Annotated in this window: 18 protein-coding genes; 10 read left to right on the forward strand and 8 right to left on the reverse strand. The window is 72.6% G+C overall.

Annotated features, from left to right (window positions below; genetic code table 11):
- Positions 1–80: 80 nt before the first annotated feature.
- Positions 81–596: a hypothetical protein gene (locus ACFVX6_RS04215; protein WP_385368089.1), complete on the reverse strand. Its 516-nt coding sequence runs from the start codon at positions 594–596 to the stop codon at positions 81–83.
- A 352-nt stretch (positions 597–948) separates the two neighbouring features.
- On the opposite strand from ACFVX6_RS04215, the gene ACFVX6_RS04220 reads away from it, so the two are divergent.
- Positions 949–1,638: a class F sortase gene (locus ACFVX6_RS04220; RefSeq protein ID WP_274550628.1), complete on the forward strand. Its 690-nt coding sequence runs from the start codon at positions 949–951 to the stop codon at positions 1,636–1,638.
- 55 nt (positions 1,639–1,693) lie between these two features.
- Here ACFVX6_RS04220 and ACFVX6_RS04225 read toward each other — a convergent pair whose 3' ends face one another.
- Positions 1,694–2,605, reverse strand: a complete 912-nt coding sequence (locus tag ACFVX6_RS04225) for a polysaccharide deacetylase family protein (protein WP_389687757.1) — start codon at positions 2,603–2,605, stop codon at positions 1,694–1,696.
- A gap of 88 nt (positions 2,606–2,693) precedes the next feature.
- Complete coding sequence (lysX, locus tag ACFVX6_RS04230; protein ID WP_389687759.1) at positions 2,694–6,008, reverse strand: bifunctional lysylphosphatidylglycerol synthetase/lysine--tRNA ligase LysX; 3,315 nt, start codon at positions 6,006–6,008, stop codon at positions 2,694–2,696.
- A 61-nt stretch (positions 6,009–6,069) separates the two neighbouring features.
- Between lysX and ACFVX6_RS04235 the strand changes: the two genes are divergently transcribed.
- A complete protein-coding gene (locus ACFVX6_RS04235) occupies positions 6,070–6,531 on the forward strand; it encodes a universal stress protein (RefSeq protein ID WP_266902794.1) in 462 nt (153 codons plus the stop codon).
- Between the two features lie 184 nt (positions 6,532–6,715).
- Positions 6,716–7,435: a DUF4328 domain-containing protein gene (locus ACFVX6_RS04240; RefSeq protein WP_389687761.1), complete on the forward strand. Its 720-nt coding sequence runs from the start codon at positions 6,716–6,718 to the stop codon at positions 7,433–7,435.
- A gap of 30 nt (positions 7,436–7,465) precedes the next feature.
- Here ACFVX6_RS04240 and ACFVX6_RS04245 read toward each other — a convergent pair whose 3' ends face one another.
- A complete protein-coding gene (locus tag ACFVX6_RS04245) occupies positions 7,466–8,683 on the reverse strand; it encodes a CapA family protein (RefSeq protein WP_389687763.1) in 1,218 nt (405 codons plus the stop codon).
- A 294-nt stretch (positions 8,684–8,977) separates the two neighbouring features.
- On the opposite strand from ACFVX6_RS04245, the gene ACFVX6_RS04250 reads away from it, so the two are divergent.
- From ACFVX6_RS04250 to ACFVX6_RS04260, 3 genes are all read left to right on the forward strand, one after another.
- Positions 8,978–9,517, forward strand: coding sequence for a sigma-70 family RNA polymerase sigma factor (locus ACFVX6_RS04250; RefSeq protein WP_389687765.1), 540 nt, complete (start codon positions 8,978–8,980; stop codon positions 9,515–9,517).
- Between the two features lie 106 nt (positions 9,518–9,623).
- Positions 9,624–10,286: a class I SAM-dependent methyltransferase gene (locus tag ACFVX6_RS04255; RefSeq protein WP_389687767.1), complete on the forward strand. Its 663-nt coding sequence runs from the start codon at positions 9,624–9,626 to the stop codon at positions 10,284–10,286.
- Between the two features lie 260 nt (positions 10,287–10,546).
- Positions 10,547–11,011 carry a hypothetical protein gene (locus ACFVX6_RS04260; RefSeq protein WP_243341408.1) on the forward strand — a complete coding sequence of 155 codons (465 nt, stop codon included), beginning with the start codon at positions 10,547–10,549 and terminating at the stop codon, positions 11,009–11,011.
- Between the two features lie 59 nt (positions 11,012–11,070).
- On the opposite strand, the gene ACFVX6_RS04265 is transcribed toward ACFVX6_RS04260, so the two are convergent.
- Together ACFVX6_RS04265 and ACFVX6_RS04270 are read right to left on the reverse strand one after the other, a co-directional pair.
- Positions 11,071–11,475 (reverse strand): hypothetical protein, encoded by a 405-nt coding sequence (locus tag ACFVX6_RS04265; RefSeq protein WP_389687769.1) that lies wholly within the window; start codon positions 11,473–11,475, stop codon positions 11,071–11,073.
- A gap of 58 nt (positions 11,476–11,533) precedes the next feature.
- Positions 11,534–12,394, reverse strand: coding sequence for an Fpg/Nei family DNA glycosylase (locus ACFVX6_RS04270; RefSeq protein ID WP_389687771.1), 861 nt, complete (start codon positions 12,392–12,394; stop codon positions 11,534–11,536).
- Between the two features lie 147 nt (positions 12,395–12,541).
- Between ACFVX6_RS04270 and ACFVX6_RS04275 the strand changes: the two genes are divergently transcribed.
- Positions 12,542–12,895 (forward strand): hypothetical protein, encoded by a 354-nt coding sequence (locus ACFVX6_RS04275; protein ID WP_389687772.1) that lies wholly within the window; start codon positions 12,542–12,544, stop codon positions 12,893–12,895.
- 33 nt (positions 12,896–12,928) lie between these two features.
- On the opposite strand, the gene ACFVX6_RS04280 is transcribed toward ACFVX6_RS04275, so the two are convergent.
- Both ACFVX6_RS04280 and ACFVX6_RS04285 read right to left on the reverse strand, forming a co-directional pair.
- A complete protein-coding gene (locus ACFVX6_RS04280; RefSeq protein WP_389687774.1) occupies positions 12,929–14,992 on the reverse strand; it encodes a SpoIIE family protein phosphatase in 2,064 nt (687 codons plus the stop codon).
- 7 nt (positions 14,993–14,999) lie between these two features.
- A complete protein-coding gene (locus tag ACFVX6_RS04285; protein WP_389687776.1) occupies positions 15,000–16,301 on the reverse strand; it encodes a DUF6777 domain-containing protein in 1,302 nt (433 codons plus the stop codon).
- Positions 16,302–16,474: 173 nt separating this feature from the next.
- On the opposite strand from ACFVX6_RS04285, the gene ACFVX6_RS04290 reads away from it, so the two are divergent.
- Genes ACFVX6_RS04290 through ACFVX6_RS04300 form a run of 3 tightly spaced genes read left to right on the forward strand, consistent with a single transcriptional unit; the run spans position 16,475 to position 19,433 of the window.
- A complete protein-coding gene (locus ACFVX6_RS04290; protein ID WP_389687778.1) occupies positions 16,475–17,446 on the forward strand; it encodes a YndJ family protein in 972 nt (323 codons plus the stop codon).
- Entirely contained in the window at positions 17,443–18,039 is a 597-nt protein-coding gene (locus tag ACFVX6_RS04295) for a DUF1990 family protein (RefSeq protein ID WP_389687780.1), read from the forward strand. Before ACFVX6_RS04290 ends, ACFVX6_RS04295 begins: the two co-directional genes overlap by 4 nt.
- Positions 17,997–19,433, forward strand: a complete 1,437-nt coding sequence (locus ACFVX6_RS04300; protein ID WP_389687782.1) for a lipase maturation factor family protein — start codon at positions 17,997–17,999, stop codon at positions 19,431–19,433. The genes ACFVX6_RS04295 and ACFVX6_RS04300 overlap by 43 nt, the downstream gene beginning before the upstream one ends.
- The last annotated feature ends 126 nt before the right edge of the window (positions 19,434–19,559 follow it).

The following is a 19,559-nucleotide window of genomic DNA, read 5'->3' on the forward strand; positions in this document are numbered from 1 at the left end:
ACAACCGCCGGTCGCCCCGTGTCCTGGCCAGGACACGGGGCGACCGGCGGTTGTCCGGGCCGACCGGGGAGGTCGGCCGGTCAGGCCCGGCCGCGGATCGGGCGCCGGCGGCGCATCACGTGGGCACCGGCACCGAGGGCCGCCGCACCGACGAGGCTCGCGCCGATGGCGGTCTCGGTGGTGGACGGGCCGAGGGAGCCGCCGATGCCGCCCTGGGCGCCGCGACCGTCCAGGATCGTGAAGCGGTGCGTGGCGACCAGGCTGTTGTCGTGGCACTTGACCGACAGGGTGTGGTGGCCCGGCGAGGCGTGGTTGAAGATCCGGACCGTCGCGAAGCCGATGGAGCCGGCGGACAGGTTCGTCTGCGGAAAGTTGCCGTGCGAGAAGACGATGCCGCCGTGGTGGCAACCGGCCGCACTGACCTGCATCGTGGAGCCCTGGTGCACGGAGTACGGGTTGACCGTGACATTGCTGGGCCCGCCGTTTCCTCCCGAGGGCGGACCGCCCGCAGGGTTCGCGGAGGCGAAGGGGGCACTGAGGGCGATGGCGGCGCAAGTGGCCGCCGCGGTCACGGTAAGAGCGCGGAGAACACGCATGGTGGAACCTCCAGCGGGAAGCGCCCCGGAGCGGTGGCCCGGGCAGATCGACGAGAACGCCTCCCATCACGAACCCTCGGCTCGGTCCGCAACCAGCGCATTTCCGCCTTTGGGCCGCAAGGTTGAGCGACACGCCGATGCGCGGACGCGTTCACTGACGGATCCGCAGGTCACGACCCGTCAGGCATTTATGTGACGATTACCTGGATGGGCGCACCCCTTCCGGCCCCACCACCCGTTCGCCCTTCCCCGATCGCCGTCCCGCACGCACCGCCTTAGCGTGCGTGAAGTAGGGCGTGAAGGGGTGGGACAAGAACGCGGGTCGGGACCCCCGCGTCGGGAAGGGAGAACCATGCTCGAGGACGAGAGTGAGAGGCCACCGAGGAGACGCTCCCCCTGGGGTGCGATCGCGCTGGTCATGCTCACCGGCCTCGCCATGATGCGCAACGGAGCCGAGGCCGGTGACGGACCCCCGCAGCCGGCCGCAGCGGCGGCAGTGAGTGCGCCGGCCGGGTCGGCGGTCGGGCCACAGGCCGACCAGGCACCCTCCGAGCCGCCCGTGCCGCCGCCGGACATGGAGGTGCTGGACCACTCGTCGGTCCAGCGCATCCGGATCCCGTCGATCAGCGTGGACGCACCGGTGATGACGGTCGGACTGGACGCGCAGGGCTGGATCGACGCGCCGCCCCCGCAGGACAAGAACCTGGCCGGCTGGTACCTCAACGGCATCTCGCCGGGCCAGCAGGGTTCGTCGGTGATCGTGGGCCACGTGGACAACGCGCAGGGCCCCGCGGTCTTCTACGGGCTGGGCTCTGTCCAGAAGGGCAGCCGCATCGAGGTGGCGCGCTACGACGGCCGCACGGCGGTGTTCGAGGTGTACGGCGTGGAGGTCTTCTCCAAGAACACCTTCCCCGGATCCCGGGTGTACGGGGACACCGGGCACGCGGAACTCCGGGTGATCACCTGCGGAGGCGGCTACTCGAAGGGGCGCGGCTACGACGGCAACGTCGTCGTGTTCGCGCGGATGGTGGAGGCCCGCTGACCAACCGAGCCGCGCGGCGGCGGACCGTGCCGCCGCCGCGCGGGGTAGGGCCCCTTCAGTGCGGCGGCAGCTCCGGCAGCGTCATCCGGAATCCCCGTCCGAGCAGTTGCGGCAGGTAGCTCGCCAGCGCCTGCACGCTCTGCGAGCGGTTGCCGCCCGCGTCGTGGTTCAGCACGATCACCCCGGGTGCGGCCTGTTTGAGGACCCGCGACACGATCGTCGCGGTGCCCGGCTCCTTCCAGTCCAGGGTGTCCACGGTCCAGGCGAGCGGTTCCATGCCGAGCTCCGCGCCGATCTCGAAGGCGGCCCGGTTCCACGCCCCGTAGGGCGCCCGGAACCACTGCGGAGCGGTGCCGATGGCGTGCTGTACGACCTCGCTCGTGCGGCCGATCTCGGAGGCCATCGCCGGCCGGCTGATCTTGGTGAGCTGCGGATGGGTCCAGGTGTGGTTGCCGATGACGTGTCCCTCGGCCACCATCCTGCGCAGCAGGTCCTGGTTCTCCACGGCCATCTCCCCGCAGACGAAGAACATGGCCCGGACGCCGTGGCGCGCAAGGGTGTCCAGGATGCCCGGGGTGTAGCGGGGGTCGGGACCGTCGTCGAAGGTGAGGGTCATGGCGCTCGCCGTGCTCGCACCGGCGGGCAGTTCCAGGATCGGCCGGGTCCGTACGGCGGGCTTCGCCGCGGGTACGCGCTCCGGGGCCCCTTCGGAGGTCATCGGCTCGAGCCGGTACGGGGATCCGCGCGGGAACTGCGGCAGTCCGCCGGGGGCTCCGGCGAGGGGGCCGGGCCCTGCGGCCCCGCCGGGTGCCGCCCCGGGGCCGCCACCTGCGGCGGGGGTCCCTGCGCCCGATGTCGGCAGATCGGTTTCGCCGCCGGTCAGCAGCCCTGCGGCGGCGGCGACTCCGAGGAAGACGGCGGAGCGCAGGAGCACGCGTCGCCCTACTGTCGGCTCGTCATTTTTCATTACTACTACGTATCAACGACATCGCCGCAGATGTCGAGAGGCGCGGACGCACCCCCGCGCGCTCACCCGCTCGGCGTAGTCCTGCCGGTCAGCCCCGCCTCACCAGCGGGAACGGCAGCGTCTCCCGGATCGTCAACCCCGTGAGGAACATGACGAGGCGGTCGACCCCGATGCCCAGCCCGCCGGTCGGCGGCATCGCGTACTCCAGTGCGTCCAGGAAGTCGTTGTCGAGTTCCATCGCCTCCGGATCCCCGCCCGCCGCCAGCAGCGATTGCGCGGTCAGCCTGCGCCGCTGCTCGACGGGGTCGGTCAGTTCCGAGTAGGCGGTGCCCAGTTCGGTGCCGAAGGCCACCAGGTCCCAGCGCTCCGCGAGCCTGGGGTCCTTGCGGTGCTGCCGGGTGAGCGGGGAGACGTCGGTCGGGAAGTCCTTGTAGAAGGTGGGCAGCTTGGTCCGCTCCTCCACGAGCCGCTCGTACATCTCCAGGACCACGTCGCCCCGGGTGTTGTCGGGCGTGTGCGGCACGGCCGCGCGGTCGCACAGTCGTCGCAGGACGTGTTCCTCGGTGTCGGCGTCGACCTCCTCGCCCAGTGCCTCGCTGATCGCCCCGTACATCGTCTTGACCGGCCAGGGTCCGGAGATGTCGTGGACGACGAGCTTTCCGTCCGGTCCGGCCTTGTGCGCGACGGGCGAGCCGAAGGCGGCCGTGGCGGCGCCCTGGATCAGCTCGCGCGCCAGGTCGAGCATCACGTCGTAGTCGGCGAAGGCCTGGTAGGCCTCCAGCATCGTGAACTCGGGGTTGTGCTTGTAGGAGACGCCCTCGTTGCGGAAGGTGCGGCCCATCTCGAAGACCTTCTCCATGCCGCCCACGCACAGCCGCTTCAGGTACAGCTCGGGTGCGATGCGCAGGTACAGGTCGAGGTCGTAGGCGTTGATGTGGGTGCGGAACGGGCGGGCGTTGGCCCCGCCGTGGATCTGCTGGAGCATCGGGGTCTCGACCTCCAGGTAGCCCCGGTCCAGCAGCCCCTGCCGCAGGGCCTGGACGGCGCTGGAGCGGGCCCGTACGACGTCGCGCGCCTCGGGGCTGGCGACCAGGTCGAGGTAGCGCCGGCGGACCTTGGCCTCCGGGTCGGCGAGGCCCTTGCGCTTGTCGGGCAGCGGGCGCAGGCACTTGCCGGTGAGCTGCCAGGAGTCGACGACCACGGACAGTTCGCCGCTCTTGCTGGCTCCGACCTCGCCGCTCGCGACGACGTGGTCGCCGAAGTCCACCTGGGAGGTGAAGGTGCCGAGCACGGCGGCGCCGGCCTCGTCCCGGGTGAACATCAGCTGGACGTCTCCCGACCAGTCCCGCAGGACGGCGAACACCACGCCGCCGAGGTCGCGTACGACCATCACGCGTCCGGCGACGGTGACGGGCGAGCCGGTGCGGGTGCCGGGCGGGTAGCCGGGGTGCGCGGCCTTGAGTTCGGCGACGGTGTGGGTGCGCTGCGGGATGCCGACGGGGTACGGGTCGGTGCCGGCGGCCCGGATCCGCTCCAGCTTGTCGTGCCGGACCCGGACCTGTTCGGGCAGCCGCTCGGCCCGTGCGCCCTCGGTGCCCTCCTCCCCCACGGATTCCAGCCCGAGGGACTCGATGGGCGGCAGGCCCGCGGTGGTGGCGGGGGCGGTGAGCCCGCGGGGGTGGCCGTTGCCCCACAGGGTGCGCATGCTCGGCACGGAGACGAACCCCTCGGCGATGCCGGAGGCGAGGCTGACCCGGGCGAGCGAGCCGGCGTCCTGGAAGCAGAGGAACCGCGGGTACCACTCGGGGCCGTACTTGACGTTCGAGCGGTACAGCGCCTCCAGCTGCCACCAGCGGGAGAAGAAGAGCAGCAGTTTGCGCCACACCTTGAGGACGGGACCGGCGCCGATCCGGCCGCCCTCTTCGAAGGCGGAGCGGAAGACGGCGAAGTTGAGGGAGATGCGGCGCACGCCCAGGCTCGGGGCGGCCGCGCAGAGCTCGGCGACCATGAACTCCATGACCCCGTTGGGGGCGGCCCGGTCCCGGCGCATCAGGTCGAGGGAGATGCCGTCCTTGCCCCAGGGCACGAAGGAGAGCAGGGCGATCAGCTCGCCCTTGTCGTCGAAGGCCTCCACGAGCAGGCAGTCCCCGTCGGCGGAGTCCCCGAGCCGGTCGAGGGCCATGGAGAAGCCGCGTTCGGTCTCGGTGTCGCGCCATTTGTCGGCCCGGTCCACGATCATCTGCATCTCGTCCTCGGAGAGGGCGGAGTGGCGGCGGATGACGGTGCTGGCTCCGGTGCGCTTGACGCGGTTGACGGCCTGACGGGTGACGCGCATGTCGCGGCCGTCGAGGTCGAAGTGGGCGACGTGCAGGATGGCCTCGTCGCCGAGCTGGAGGGCTCCGAGTCCGGAGCGGGCGTACGCGGTCGCGCCGTCCTCGGAGGCGCCCATGACGGCGGGCTGCCAGCCGTAGCGCCGGGCGACGGCGAGCCAGGCGTCGATGGCGGGGGTCCATGCGGCCGGGTCACCGACGGGGTCGCCGCTGCCGAGGCAGACGCCGGCCTCGACCCGGTAGGTGACGGCGGCCTTGCCGTTCGGGGCGAACACGACGGCCTTGTCCCGCCGGGTGGCGAAGTAGCCGAGGGAGTCGTTGCGCCCGTAGGCGCCCAGCAGCGCCCGGATGCGGGGTTCCTCGTCCCCGTGCAGGGCGGCGGTCAGCCGCTGGGAGCGGAAGAGGGTGGCGGCCGCGTTCAGCAGGGCGAGGGCGCCGAAGAGGCCGAGCAGGAAGTACAGGGGCCTCGCCGGGCGGCCGTCGAACTGCCGGGCCGAGAACAGCCCGCCGAAGACCTGCTTGGCGGACCAGTCCAGCCACTGCCCCTTGGGCAGGGTTCCCGGGAACAGCGCGACCAGGCCCCAGCCGAGGAAGACGGCCGCGAGCAGGCCGAGGCCGAGCACGAGCATGGCCCGCCACAGGGCCCCGGGCCGGGAGGCGGCGTTGAACTCCTTGCGCGCGGCGATCAGGATCGCGAGGGCGGCGACCGCGAGGGCCATGGAGGAGAAGCCCACCCAGTAGTCCTCTTCGGCCACGGTCAGCACGTCGACCAGGACCAGTAGGGCCAAATAGGTGACGACGATCCACCAGGCGACCTTCTTGCGCATGCCGAGTGCGGCGGCGAGGAGGAAGAGGAACACGGCGTAGGCGAGGTTGGCGCTGACCGGCACGACGATGGCGTCGAGGAAGCGCACGACCGGCCGCAGCAGGCGGCGCAGCGTCGGGGAGAGCGCCAGCAGGGCGCAGAACAGCCCGAGCGTGCCGAAGAACGCTCCGAAGGCATCGGGCACCCGGTTCAGGAAGCGGCTGCGGCTGCCGCGCGTCCCGCGCGTCTCCTCCACGGTGGCACTCATGGTTCGCACTGTAGGGAGGGCCGCGCCCCTCCGCGCGGTGAGCGGGTCTAGCCTTTGAAGGGTGACGGAGCACGTGGGTACGGGATTCGAGCGCGGTACGGACGGTCCGAAGGTGATCCTCGCCGGAGTGGACGGGTCGCAGTCCTCGCTCCGCGCGGCCGCCTACGCGGCGGGGCTGGCCCGGCGGCAGAACGCGCTGCTGGCGCTGGTGTACGTCCAGCCGGTGATGCCGGCCGGGGCCTCGCTGGGGGCTCCGGTGTCGGAGGCCACCGAGGAGATCGCGGAGGGGCTGGTGGCCGAGATCCGGGAGTCCGCGGAGCGGCTGAAGGGCGTCTACGACGTCCGCTGGCAGTTCCACACCTTCCGCGGGGACGCGTACGCCGGGCTGGTGAGCGCGGCGGAGGAGCTGATGGCGGACGCGGTGGTGGTCGGGGCCTCGGAGCAGGCCGGACACCGGATCGTGGGCTCGGTGGCGATCCGCCTGGTGAAGGCGGGGCGCTGGCCGGTCACCGTGGTTCCGTAGCGGTCGGCCGTCGCGGTTTTCCCGGCACCACCCTGCCCCCTGGCGGCTGTTTGCCCACGCAATCTGATCACCGTAGACGGGGGGCTCGGGACTGACGTATGTTCGGGCAGCTCGGGCGGCCTGTCGGCCGGCCCGCTTCCCTGTCACACGTCGTCGTCCATGTTCCCGTGGGGGGTACTCCGTCATGTCCTCGATCGCGCCCGGTCCGTCGCCGTCGCCGTTTCCGCCGTCCCCGCCCGTCCGGACGCTGCGCTCCCCGCAGGGGCCGGCGACGGCCGCGACCGTCCTGCTCGCCGTGGGTGGGGTCGTCGATCTGCTCTCGGTCGGGGCGCAGCTGACCAGGTGGCAGCAGATGAAGGCGGTGCTCACCGATCCGCCGGGTACCCAGCACGACGAGATCGCCCTGACCGACTCCCTCAACACCCTGGTCGGATTCGCCCAGTCCGTCACGATGCTGGCAACGGTCGTGGTCTTCATCATGTGGTTCCACCGGGTCCGCTGCAATGCCGAGGTGTTCCGCCCCGACGGCTTCAGCCAGTCCGCCGGCTGGGCCATCGGCGGGTGGTTCGTCCCGATCGCGAACCTCTTCTTCCCGTACCGGACGGCGCGGGAGACCTGGGACGCCAGCACGCAGTTCGCCCCCGACGGCTCGTACCGCCAGGTTTCGGGCGCCCCGGTGGTCGCGTGGTGGCTGGCGTTCGCGGGCGGCCAGGTCCTCGGCCGGATCTCCGCGTGGAAGTACGCGAACGCGATAGGCGCCGAAGCGGTCCGCGACGCCTGCGTCTTCGGCATGGCGGCGGACCTGACCATGGTCGTGGCCGCCGTTCTGGCCGTCCTCTTCGTGCGCAAGCTGACCGCGCTCCAGGGCGTCAAGGCCGCCCAGGGCCCGAACGCCGCCGTCTGACGGCTCTTCGGGCCAAGGCCGGGCGGCTGCCTACTTCGCCATCGTCAGTCCGTCCTTGGCCGCGCCGCGGCTGAGGACGGCCTCGCTGATCTCGTCGCGGGCGTTCTCGTAATCCTGGGTGGACTCGCGGCCCGGTGACTGGGCGAGGGCGGCCGGGAGGTTGACGACCCGGCCCGCTCCGAGGTCCATCATCTGCGGGACGAACTCGGCCTTGGTGACCTGCCAGCGCTGCCCGGGGGCGGCCGGCGGGGCGAAGGTGAAGCGGCCGATGGAGCCGTAGTTGCCGCGCATGTCGCGGGCGCCGCTGTAGTTGAACATCTCGCCGGCGACCTGGTCGCCCATGCCGTAGACGATCCAGGTCCCGTTGACCTTCTCGTACGCCTGCGGGATGTGGGCGTGCGTGCCGAGGATCATGTCCACGTCGGGGCGGCCGCCGGTCTGCGAGGCGGTCAGCGCCTTGCCGAGCGCGAGCTGCTTCTCGTCCGGTTCGGTCTGCCATTCCGTGCCCCAGTGGAGGCTGACGAGGACCACGTCGGCGCCCGCCTTACGGGCCGCCCGGGAGTCCGCGACGATCTTCTCCTGCTCCATCAGGTTGACCGCCCAGGGCTGGCCCTCGGGCATCGGGTAGCCGTTGGTGTCGTACGTGTACGCGAGGTGCGCGACCTTCGCGGAGCCCGCGGAGTACATCGTCACGGTGCCCGCCTCGGCCTCCGTACGGGCCGAACCCGCGTGCTTCAGACCGACCTTGTCGAACCGGTCGAGGGTGCGCTTCAGACCGGCGCCGCCGCCGTCGAGGGTGTGGTTCGAGGCCGTGGAACAGCCGTCGTACCCGGCGTCCTTGAGGCCGTCGGCGACCTCGGGAGGGGACTGGAAGGCGGGGTAGCCGGTGAACGGGCCGCCGTCCGGACCGTAGATGGTCTCCATGTGGCAGAGGGCCAGGTCGGCGGCCGAGACGATCGGTTTGACCGCGGAGAACATCGGCCGGAAGTCGTGGCCGTCACCGTCCGCCGCGTCGGAGGCCGCCCGCCGGATGACCGACTCGTGGGGCAGCACGTCGCCGCTCGCGACCAGGGTGAAGCCCTTCGCGGCGGGGGCCGTGGTGGATCCGGGAGCGCCCGAGGGCACTTGGGCGGACGGGGAGCCGGCCAGGCGGGCCGGCGCGGGGTCCCCGCCGGCGGAGCAGCCGGCTACGGCCGACAGTACGACGGCGGTCAGGAGTGCGAGGGCGTGGCGGGTGCGCGCGGTCATCTGTCCCGGCTCTCCTTGATGAGCTCGATTTATACGACTACCTGATCTTCAGTCAATCCATAGAAAGAGACGCCTGAAGTCAAGAAACGGCTCCGTCGGCCGGCCGCGCACTCACTCCAATGGCCGTTCGGCGTGCCGTTCGACCGTTCACCGCCCCGCGCGGCCGCCCACCGGACGACCCGGGTACTTGGGCGCACCGTCCGGACGGGACGGTTCCCGGGCGGCCCGGTGCAGGTCAGGGTGGATCCGTCGACCCCGACCGCCCCCCGCACCGACCCCCGGAAGGAGCCTCCCGTGCCCCTTGCCCCCACCCTCCGACGCACCGACCCCGAGGCGCTGGCCGAACTCCAGCGCGAACACGGACGGGCCCTGTTCGGTTTTCTGCTGGGCCTCACGGCCGGGGACGCCCAGCGCGCGGAGGACCTCGTACAGGAGACGCTCCTGCGGCTCTGGCAGCACCCGGAGGTCCTGGGCACCTCCTACGAGTCCCTGCGGCCCTGGCTGTTCACGGTGGCCCGGCGGCTCGCCATCGACGCCCGGCGGGCGCGCCTGTCCAGGCCCCTGGAGGTGGACCCGGAGGGGCTGGACCAGGCACCCGCGCCGGGGGACGCGGTGGCGGGCTCGGTGACGGCCATAGACGTACGACGGGCCGTGGGATCACTGGGGCCGGAGCACCGGGACGTGCTGGTGCAGGTCTACTTCCAGGACCGCTCGGTGGCCGAGGCCGCGGCCGAGCTCGGCATTCCGGCGGGGACGGTCAAATCCCGTACGTACTACGCCCTGCGCGCCCTGCGGAAGGGCCTCCAGGGCTACGGGTACGGACTCGGCGCCTGAGGGCGGGCCGGTGTCCTGGGGTGTTGTCAGCGCCGGGAGCGTTGTCAGCGCCGGCTGCGCTGTCAGTGCCCGCTCCGTTGTCAGTGCCCGCTGGGAGACTCGCGAGATGCCGAACTCCACGAACACCGCTGCCATCACCGCCTACTGGGACACGGCCGCGTCCCGGTTCGACGAGGAGCCGGACCACGGCCTGCGGGCCCCGGAGACCCGTGACGCCTGGGCGGACCTCCTCGGCTCCTGGCTGCCGGCCGGACCGCTCGACGTCCTCGACGTGGGCTGCGGCACCGGGTCGCTGTCCCTGCTGGCAGCCGAAGCCGGGCACCGGGTCACCGGCGTGGACCTCTCCCCGCAGATGGTCGGGCACGCTCGGGCGAAACTGGCCGCCGCCGGCCTGACCGGCCGGTTCCTGGTCGGCGACGCCGCCGCCGTGCCCACCGGAGACCAGCGGTTCGACGTCCTGCTCTCCCGCCACCTGGTGTGGACCCTGGCCTCCCCCGGGGCCGCGCTCGGCGACTGGATCGGCCGGCTGCGCCCCGGCGGCACCCTCGTCCTCGTCGAGGGCCGCTGGCGCGAGTCCGGCGCGAGCGCAGCACCGTACGTACCCGGTGCGGAGACCCTGCCCTGGGCGGGCGGCGTCGGCGCCGACGAACTCGCCGCCGCCGTACGCCCGCTCGTGACCGCCCTGCGCGTCGAGCCCCTCGGGGACAACGCGGCCTTGTGGGGACGCGCGGTGACCGACGAGCGCTACGCCGTGATCGCCACGGTCTGACCGGCCTCCCCCGGGGGGAGGCGCTGCGGCCCGAGGTGCGGCGAATGCGTCAAAGAATGGCCTGAACACCCGCGAAGCGGACACGAACCGCATCGAAACCGGCACCGGAGCGTTCAAGTTGAGTAAACATCCCCCGCTCCGCGAGCCGCGCAAGGAAGGCTCGACGCTGACGGTGGGAAGACTCTACGCATGCGGGAGAAGGTGGAACGGTGCAGCCCGAGGGTACGAACGGCACCAGTGACGGTGGGCTCGCGGTGCCCATGGCATGGCTCTACGCGGAGTACATCGCCGACGAACTGCTGCGCACGGGCCGGCTGATCCCGGTCAGCACCCTGGAGTTCCGCGCCGGACGCGACACGCTCGCGCTGACCATCTACCTCTCGGACGCCGCCGGCGAACTCTCCGGGATCCGGGTCGTCTCGCAGCTCGACGAGTGGATGTCGCTGACGGCGTACGGTCACCCCTGGCGCGACTGGGTCCACACCCGGTTCCTCGCGCTGGGCGAGGAGGCCCGCGAGCGCGGCCGGGGCGAGGACCCCGACCTGGAACTGGCCCGGGCCGCCTGGCGCTGGCTGGACCACACGGAGCTGTTCGCCACCAACCTCGACCCGGGACGCCACGGTCACGCCGACACCCCGCCGGGCCTGGACGAGAACGCCAGGGTCTGGACCCCGGCTTGGCAACTCGGCCTGCCGTTGGGCCATTTGGCAATGCACCTGTTCTGAGCGTGAGCGGCCCGCAGTGGCGCGCCCGGCTCGCTGCGCCGGCCCGCCACGCCGAGCCGCTACTCCGGCCGGCGTGGTCCCGGCGGCTCCGTCGGGTCGGTGACCAGCCCGGTGAAATCGGCCTCGTTGCGCTCGGCCCGGATCACGTACGCCCGGGCGACGCACCACAGCACCGGGTACACCAGCACCCCGAGCGCGACCCAGACCAGCGGGCCCGACGCGACCCGCGGGAGCAGGAACAGCAGCGGCAGCAGGCCCACCAGGAGGACGAGCGCGGCCAGGGCGGCGAGTCCGGCGCGCAGTTGGCTGCGCATGAGGGCCCGTACGTAGGTGGCGCCCAGGGTGGTCTGCTCGGAGATCTCGGACCGGGCCGGCGTGTGTGCGGGGGGCGTCCTGCGGCTGCCGCGCGGGACCCCGGTGACGACCTCCCGCCGGGGCGGCTGCGGCTGCTGCTCCTCGGGCATGGGCCGGAGTCTAACCGGAGTCGGGCCGGCCGGGCCCGTCCCCGGCAGGCCCCCGGGCCTACTTCAGCAGCTTCGACAGCCTCCGGTCGGCGAGCGGTTTCCCTCCGGTCTGGCAGGTCGCGCAGTACTGGAGCGAGGAGTCGGCGAAGGAGACCGACCGGACGGTGTCCCCGCACACCGGGCAGGGCTCGCCCGCGCGGCCGTGGACCCGCATCCCGCTCTTCTTCTCGGCCTTGAGCCGTCCGGCGGCCACCCCGTGCGCCCGCTCGACGGCCGTGCGCAGGGTCTCCTCGACGGCCGCGTACAGCTGGTCCACCTGCGCCTCGTCGAAGGAGGCCGCCAGTTTGAAGGGCGAGACCTTGGCGTGGTGGAGGATCTCGTCGCTGTAGGCGTTGCCGATCCCCGCGATGACGCTCTGGTCGCGCAACACCCCCTTGATCTGCCGCCGTTCCCCGGCGAGCAGCACACCGAAGGCCTCGCGGTCGAAGGCCTCGGCGAGCGGGTCCGGGCCGAGCCGGGCGATGCCCGGGACCTCCTGCGGATCGCGGACCACGTACACGGCGAGCCGCTTCTGGGTCCCCGCCTCGGTGAGGTCGAACCCGCCGCCGCCCTCCAGGACGAGGCGCAGCGCGAGCGGCCCCTTGCCGGGGCGCGGCGGCCGGTCGGGAACGGTGTCGATCCAGCGCAGCCAGCCGGCCCGGGCGAGGTGGGTGACGAGGTGCAGTTCGCCGATGCGCAGGGCGAGGAACTTGCCGTACCTGGCCGTGGCCCCGGCCCGCTGCCCTTCGAGTGCGGTCAGGGGCGGGTCGTACGTCTTGAGCACGCTCACCGCGAGCGGGAGGACGCGCTCGACCACCCGCCCGGCGAGGTGTTCGTCGAGGAACTCCCTCAGGGCCTCGACTTCGGGCAGCTCGGGCATGCCCCCAGCCTGCCGCGCCGCCGCGCGAAGCGCGAGCCGTGGACCTCCCGGTGCGGAAACCGTGTGGCTGTCGGGTCCCCGGCGCCGGTACTGTCCGGTCTCCGACCAGCCGTAACAGCGGCCTCCGACGTCCAGAAGGCGATTCACATGACCGGCCGGCGAGCAACGACGACCCTGTGGCGCCCCACCGGCCCCAAGGAGCTGGACCTGGTCCGCGAGCTGAACTGGCGCGCTTGGCCGCCTCGGCTTCCCGAGCAGCCGATCTTCTACCCGGTCCTCAACGAGGACTACGCGATCAAGATCGCGAGGGACTGGAACGTGAAGCACAGCGGCGTCGGCTTCGTCACCCGATTCGAGGTCGAGTCCGAGTTCCTGAGCCGGTACCCCGTCCAGCAGGCCGGGGGACGAACGATCCTCGAGCTGTGGGTTCCGGCCGAGGAGTTGGACGACTTCAACGCGCACATCGTCGGCGCGATCCAGGTGGTGCACGAGTTCCGCTGAGGCAGCAGCGGCTGGTGGCTGGCGGCCGGTGGCTCACGGCATCGTGAACTCGCACCACACGCACTTGCCGCTCCCCCGCGATTCCACGCCCCAGACGTCCGCCAGCCGGTCCACCAGCATCAGACCGCGTCCCGAGACCCCGGAGTCGCCCGCCTCCCTGCGTCGGGGCAGGGCGCTGGAGCGGTCCTCGACCTCCACGCGGAGGCGGCGTTCGGGGCCGGTCAGGACCCGCAGCGTCACGATGGCGGGACCGTCGGTGTGCATGAGGGCGTTGACGATGAGCTCGTCGGCGACCAGCTCGATCTCGTCCGCCCGGTCCCGTGCGCCCCACGCCCGCACCGCCGCGCCGATCATGTGGCGGGCCGATACGAGGGCCTCCGGATCGCCGGGCGCCACGTGTTGCTGGAGCCTGCCGCCGGCCTGCTGGGCCTCCTCGGCCTCGCGACGGAGCAGCAGCAGCGCCATGTCGTCGTCGCCGCCCCGGTCGTCCACGACCTCGCACAGCCGGTCGGCGAGCAGGGCCAGGTCGGCCGGTCCGGTGCGGACGAGGGAGGCGAGGAGCCGGACACCGTCGTCGAGGTCGGCTCCGGGCTGCTCCACCAGGCCGTCCGTGCACAGCAGAAGCGTTTCCCCCGGTCCCAGCTCGACCGTGGTCACCGGATACTCCAGCAGCCCGAACTCCGCGGACAGCCCCAGCGGCATCCCGCCCTCCAGTTCGAGGCGTTCGCAGCCCCCGTCCCGGGTGCGCAGCAGGGGGTCGATGTGGCCGGCCCGGACCAGTTGCAGCACCCCGGTCGAGAGGTCGGCCTCGGCGTACGTGCACGTGGCGAAGCGGTCGGTGTCCAGCTCGTGCAGGAAGACGGAGGCCCGGGCCATGACGGTGGCCGGCGAGTGCCCTTCGGCGGCGTAGGCGCGCAGCACGATCCGCAGCTGGCCCATGACCGCGGCGGCGTGGGTGTCGTGGCCCTGGACGTCGCCGATGACCGCGCCGACCCGGCCGCCGGGCAGCGGGATGACGTCGTACCAGTCGCCGCCGATGTCCTGGCCCATCTTGGCCGAGCGGTACCGTACGGCGATCTCGGCGCCCGGCACCGAGGGGATCCGGCGCGGCAGCATCGCCTGCTGGAGCCCTTCCGCCAGATCGTGCTCCTGCTCCAGCAGCATCGCCCGCTGGAGGCTCTGGGCGATGCTGCTGCCGAGCGCGACGAGCAGGTTCCGCTCCTCCTGGCTGAAGCCGTCCTTGTCCTGGTAGAGCAGGCCGATCGCGCCGATCGGGCGGGCCTGGGCGATCAGCGGCAGGTAGGCGGCCGCCGAGATGTGCATGGACGAGATCTTCGCCCAGAGCCCGGGGTACCCGGCGGCGAACTCGGCCGCGGAGTCCAGGAACCGCGGCTGGAGCGAGCGCACCACCTCGCTCATCGGGTACTGCTCGTCGATGCGGGTGTAGCGGGTCCCGGGAACGAAGCTGCCCGCGGGGCCCTCGGCGACGAGGTGGATCCGGCCGGCTTCGACCAGTCCCATCACCATGCCCATGGAACCGAGCCGTTCCAGGCCGTGGGCGTCGCCGAGCGCGTCGATGACGTCCTGAACGGTCCGGGCGTGCGCCAGTGCTGCGGTGGTGCTCTCGACCACGGACGTCTGGCGGCGCCGCTCCTCGTCCAGCCCGAGCCGCTCCGCCGAATGACTGAGCTCCTCGGTGGCGTCGCGGACGATGCCGATGATCCGGAACGGGCGGCCGTCCGCGCCGCGCATGACCCGGCCCTGGGTGTGCGTCCAGCGCAGCGTGCCGTCGTGGCAGCGGATGCGGAAGTAGGCGCCGTAGCTGTCGACCCCGCTCTTGAGGGCCGAGGAGACCAGTGCGTCGAGGCGGGCACCCTCGGAGGGCGGGACGCGCGGCGAGAGGGACCCGGGCCGGCCGTCGTACTCCTCGGGGGTCGTGTCGAAGACCTCGAGGGCTGCCGAGTCCATGTGCATGAGACCGGTGACCAGGTCCCAGTCGAAACTGCCCATGCGGTTCAGCGAGAGCGACCGGTCCGGATGTGCGGGCCAGTCCTCCGGCAGTGATACGGCGGTCGGCACCGGTCCACCATGACACACGGGCCGGTCAGGCGCTCTCCAGGTACTGGCCGTCGTACGGGGCCGAGGGCTGCTGCTCGGGGACGGAGTAGGGGTCGGCGTACGGGTCCGCGTCGGGGTTCGCGTACGGGTCCGCGTACGGGTCCGCGTACGGATCGCTCGGCAGCGGCGACGCCCCGTCGGGGCCCACCAGGGTCCCCGGGTCGCTCGGAGCCTGCCCGGGCAGGTCGGAGGGGAGGTCGGTGGGTACGTCGGAGGGCTGGTCGGTGGCAGGCGGCGGGGCCGTGGGCGGGCCGGAGGGGATGCCGTTCGAGGGCTGGTCGGGGGCCGTCGGGGTGTTGGGGGTCTGGGGAGCCGTCTGCGGGGCGCTCGGCGGGCAGTCGGACGCGTTCGGGGCGGGGCTGCGGCCGGGGGCGGGCGGGCCGGTGGGCGGCTCGGTGCGGGCGAGGCTGTTGCTCTCCGGGGTCCGGCACGGGTCGGTCGGCGAGGTGCCGGGCGGGGTCGCGGGCCCGGTGGGGATCCCGTCGGCCGGGTCGAACGGGGGCGGCGTCTGCGGGGTGCGGTCCTGGGCTCCGTCGTCTCCGGCCGTGCGCTCGATCCAGGTGTTGTCGGCGATGTTGACGATGACCAGGTTGTTGATCACCTGCATGGTCGGCTCGATGACCACGACCTGAGCGGGCTGGTAGCCGCTCCAGGGTTCTCCCTTGAGCACCGGTGCGCCCTTGGCGGCGCGCGGAGCGAGCAGCGGGTTCCCGCAGGCGCAGCGGACGCGGGGCATTCCGTGGTCGTCGACGAGGACGGCGGTGCCGGCCTGGAGGACGGACTGGAAGGCGTTGGGGCTGCCGCCGACGAAGCCGTGGTTGGTCACCCGGGTGTCGGCGCGCAGCACGACGGGGGTGAGGCCGCGCAGGAAGTCGGGGATCTTCTCCTGCTCCACCTGGGAGGCCTCGGCGAAGGCGCGTGCCTTGGCGTCGTCGTCGGTCAGGGACTGGACCTGCGCCTCCACGTCGCAGCTGCCGAGCCGCTGGGTTCCGCCGTACAGGCCGGGGGTGGCCGCGTTGACGGTGCGGATGCCCTGGCCGGTCGCGTTGGGCAGCGGGGGCTGGACGGGGGCCGATTCGGCGGTGGCGGAGGAGGTGGTGAAGGGGTCGGGGCCTGCCGAGGCCACGGGCTGGAGGTGGACGTCCTGGCTCTCGGCGGCGGGGCCCTTGGTCCGTCCCTCGTCGCCGGCGGCCCCGCAGGCCGCGGCGAGGAGTCCGAGGACGGTGAAGAGGGCCGCACGGGCCGGTGCGTGACGACGCGGCGCCTGACGGGGTGTCGGTGCGTACACGTTGCATCTCCCTTTTCGCCCCGGTTGCTCCCTCTTGTCTGCCGTATGTACGGGGTGCCCGCAACCGGAGATCGCGCCCCCGACGCTCTCTTGAACATGTTCAAGAGAGCGTCTAGGCTCACGACTGTGAGTTGAACGCGTTCAAGGCGTTCGTTCCCGGAGGGGGATCCGCGGTGACCGTACTGGTGAATCTGATCGTCACCTTGGGCATGCTCTACGTCGTCCCGGCCGGCCTGCGCCTGATCGATCCGGTCCGGTTCGGGCGGACGGCCCGGCTCTGGCCGCTGTTCGCGGCCCCCGGCGCGGTCTGCCTGTGGCTGCCCCGCGGAGCCCCGGCCACGGTGCTCGCGACGGTCTACGCGGCGGCCACGCTGGCCCTGGCGGTACGGGGCGCGGTTCCGGCGGTACGGGCCGCGGTACGGGCGGTACGGGCCGCGGTTCCGGCGGTACGGGCGTCGGCCCGGTCGGCGCGGAGCCTGACCCGAACCGGTGCGGCCGGGCGGGGTCCCGGCCCCGCCGAGGTGGCCGTGCTCACCGCACTGGTGGCGCCCTCGGTCGCCGGGACCGCCCTGGTCGCCGAACGCGCCGGACACCGGCTCTTCGGCTTCGACCTCGACGTCCTGGCCCTGACCGTGCCGCACTTCCACTTCGCCGGTTTCACCGCGGCCCTGGTCGCCGGTCTGGTGTGCCGGGCCTCCCCCGCCGGAGCCCTCGCGCGCTGGGCGGCGTACAGCGTCCCGGCCGGGACCGCGCTCGTGCTCCTCGGCTACTTCATCGACGACTGGGCCGAGCTGGTGGGCGCGGTGACGCTGACCGGCGGCATGTGGGCGGTGGCCCTGCTGACCTGGCGGGAGGTCCGCCCCGGGGCCCGCGGCCGGGACCGGATCACCGGTGCGCTGCTCGCGTGCTCGGCGGTCGTTCTGGTGGCCACCATGCTGCTCGCCCTGTGGTGGGCGCTCGGCGAGGCCACCGGGATCGTGCACCCCACCCTGACCTGGATGGCCGCGACCCACGGCCTCGGCAACGCCCTCGGCTTCGGCCTCTGCTCACTTCTGGCCTGGCGCCGCCTGACCACATCGGTCGCTCCGCCCGCACCTGCGCCGGCACCCGCCGCCCTGCCCCACCGAACGGAGATCCCGGCATGACCCGCCTGATCAGCGAAGCCCGCAGCACCTTCAACTACCCCGACCGGGGCGCCACGGCCCGGCGGCCGCTGCCAGCCGGGTACAACTTCACCCACCACCGCACCCGGATCGGGCACGGGCAGGCGGCGCTGGACGCCGCCGGGGCCGCCGTCACCACCTTCCGCGCGCACCGCGCCTCGGGGATGCTCGTCGCGGCCGGAGCGCTCCCCGTCCGGCCCGGCGACCGGGTCGTGGTCGGGATCGGGATCGGCCCGGCGCGGATCGACGCCCCGTGCGAGGTGATCTGGACCGCGTACGGGCCCCGGCGGACCGGTTTCGCGTACGGGACGCTGAGCGGACATCCCGAGTGCGGCGAGGAGTCCTTCGTGGTGGACATGGAGGCCGACGGCTCGGTGTGGTTCGAGGTGACCGCCTTCAGCCGCCCGGCAAGCTGGTACACCCGCCTGGCGGGCCCGGTCGTACCCCTCCTCCAGCAGGCCTACGCCCGGCGGCTCGGGCGGTACGTGCGGCGGCTCGCCACGGGCGCCCGGCCGGCCCGATACTGGAGGGGATGGACTGGTTCACGGCGCCCGGATACTGGCTGGGACGGCTGATCTTCCAGCGGGCCCTGGCCGGTGTCTACCTCGTCGCCTTCGCCGGGGCCGCCCTGCAGTTCCGGGCACTGATCGGGGCGCACGGCATGCTGCCCGTGCCGCGCCACCTGCGGTACGTGCCCTTCCGGCGCGCCCCGAGCCTGTTCCACCTGCACTATTCCGACCGGTTCTTCGCCTCCTGCGCCTGGACGGGAGCGGCCCTGGCGGCGGCGCTCGCCGCGGGGGCGGGGGACGCGGTGCCGCTGGGCGCGGCGATGGCGATGTGGGCGCTGCTGTGGCTGCTGTACCTGTCGATCGTGAACGTCGGGCAGACCTGGTACTCCTTCGGCTGGGAGTCCCTGCTGTTGGAGGTCGGCTTCCTGGCCGTCTTCCTCGGCAACGCGCGGGCCGGGCCGCCGGTGCTGGTGCTGTGGCTGCTGCGCTGGGTGGTCTTCCGGGTGGAGTTCGGCGCGGGGCTCATCAAGATGCGGGGCGACCCCTGCTGGCGGCGGCTCACCTGCCTGTACTTCCATCACGAGACGCAGCCGATGCCCGGCCCGCTGAGCTGGTTCTTCCACCATCTGCCGAAGCCGCTGCACCGGGTGGAGTGCGCCGCCAACCACGTGACCCAACTGGTCGTGCCCGTCCTGCTGTTCACCCCGCAGCCGGTGGCCTCGTACGCCGCCGGGATCATCGTGGCGACCCAGCTGTGGCTGGTGGTCTCGGGGAACTTCGCCTGGCTGAACTGGATCACGATCACGGCGGCCCTGCCCGCCTTCGACTTCAGCGCACTCGCGGACGGCCCGCCGCCGGCCGCCTCCCGGCAGGGGCCGCTCTGGTACGTGGTGCTGGTGTGCGCGCTCACCGCGCTGGTGCTCGTGCTGAGCCGGCATCCGGCGGCCAACATGGTCTCGCGCGGCCAGGTCATGAACCGGTCCTTCGACCCCCTCCACCTGGTCAACACCTACGGGGCGTTCGGCACGGTGGGCCGGATCCGCGAGGAGGTGGTGGTGGAGGGCACCGCGGACCGGCAGCCCCGGGAGGACGGCGCGTGGCGGGAGTACGGATTCAGGGGCAAGCCGGGTGACGTCCGCCGGATCCCGCGCCAGTTCGCCCCGTACCACCTGCGCCTCGACTGGCTCATGTGGTTCGCGGCGCTCTCCCCCGGCTACGCCCGCGACTGGTTCGGGCCGTTCGTGGAGCGGCTGCTGTCGGGCGACCGGGACACCCTGAAGCTGCTCCGCCACAACCCCTTCCCGGACGAGCCGCCGCGCTACGTCCGGGCGCGGCTGTACCGCTACCGGTTCACCACGTGGCGGGAGCTGCGCGAGACGGGTGCGTGGTGGCACCGCACCTTCGTGCGGGAATACCTGCCCCCGACACGGCTGGAGCACACCGGCCGTGACGGCCGCTAGAAACCGGCGCGCCAGGCCTTGTTCCCCTGCCCCGGATCACCCCGGGGCGCCGGGACAACGGGGCGAGGGGGAGGGGTCGTTGCCCGGGCGGTTGTCTTGCCGTTGCGCTCGTCCGGGGCGTGGGCC

This window comes from Streptomyces sp. NPDC058289, assembly GCF_042880975.1.
In the GTDB taxonomy this organism is placed as follows: domain Bacteria; phylum Actinomycetota; class Actinomycetes; order Streptomycetales; family Streptomycetaceae; genus Streptomyces; species Streptomyces stoeckheimensis.

Coding starts and splice junctions, on each gene's coding strand:
- lysX (WP_389687759.1), bottom strand. CDS start 6,008: ATGAGTGCCACCGTGGAGGAGACGCGCGGGACGCGCGGCAGCCGCAGC.
- ACFVX6_RS04300 (WP_389687782.1), top strand. CDS start 17,997: ATGGACTGGTTCACGGCGCCCGGATACTGGCTGGGACGGCTGATCTTC.
- ACFVX6_RS04245 (WP_389687763.1), bottom strand. CDS start 8,683: ATGACCGCGCGCACCCGCCACGCCCTCGCACTCCTGACCGCCGTCGTA.
- ACFVX6_RS04295 (WP_389687780.1), top strand. CDS start 17,443: ATGACCCGCCTGATCAGCGAAGCCCGCAGCACCTTCAACTACCCCGAC.
- ACFVX6_RS04225 (WP_389687757.1), bottom strand. CDS start 2,605: ATGAAAAATGACGAGCCGACAGTAGGGCGACGCGTGCTCCTGCGCTCC.
- ACFVX6_RS04220 (WP_274550628.1), top strand. CDS start 949: ATGCTCGAGGACGAGAGTGAGAGGCCACCGAGGAGACGCTCCCCCTGG.
- ACFVX6_RS04215 (WP_385368089.1), bottom strand. CDS start 596: ATGCGTGTTCTCCGCGCTCTTACCGTGACCGCGGCGGCCACTTGCGCC.
- ACFVX6_RS04265 (WP_389687769.1), bottom strand. CDS start 11,475: ATGCCCGAGGAGCAGCAGCCGCAGCCGCCCCGGCGGGAGGTCGTCACC.
- ACFVX6_RS04260 (WP_243341408.1), top strand. CDS start 10,547: ATGGCATGGCTCTACGCGGAGTACATCGCCGACGAACTGCTGCGCACG.
- ACFVX6_RS04270 (WP_389687771.1), bottom strand. CDS start 12,394: ATGCCCGAGCTGCCCGAAGTCGAGGCCCTGAGGGAGTTCCTCGACGAA.
- ACFVX6_RS04275 (WP_389687772.1), top strand. CDS start 12,542: ATGACCGGCCGGCGAGCAACGACGACCCTGTGGCGCCCCACCGGCCCC.
- ACFVX6_RS04255 (WP_389687767.1), top strand. CDS start 9,624: ATGCCGAACTCCACGAACACCGCTGCCATCACCGCCTACTGGGACACG.
- ACFVX6_RS04240 (WP_389687761.1), top strand. CDS start 6,716: ATGTCCTCGATCGCGCCCGGTCCGTCGCCGTCGCCGTTTCCGCCGTCC.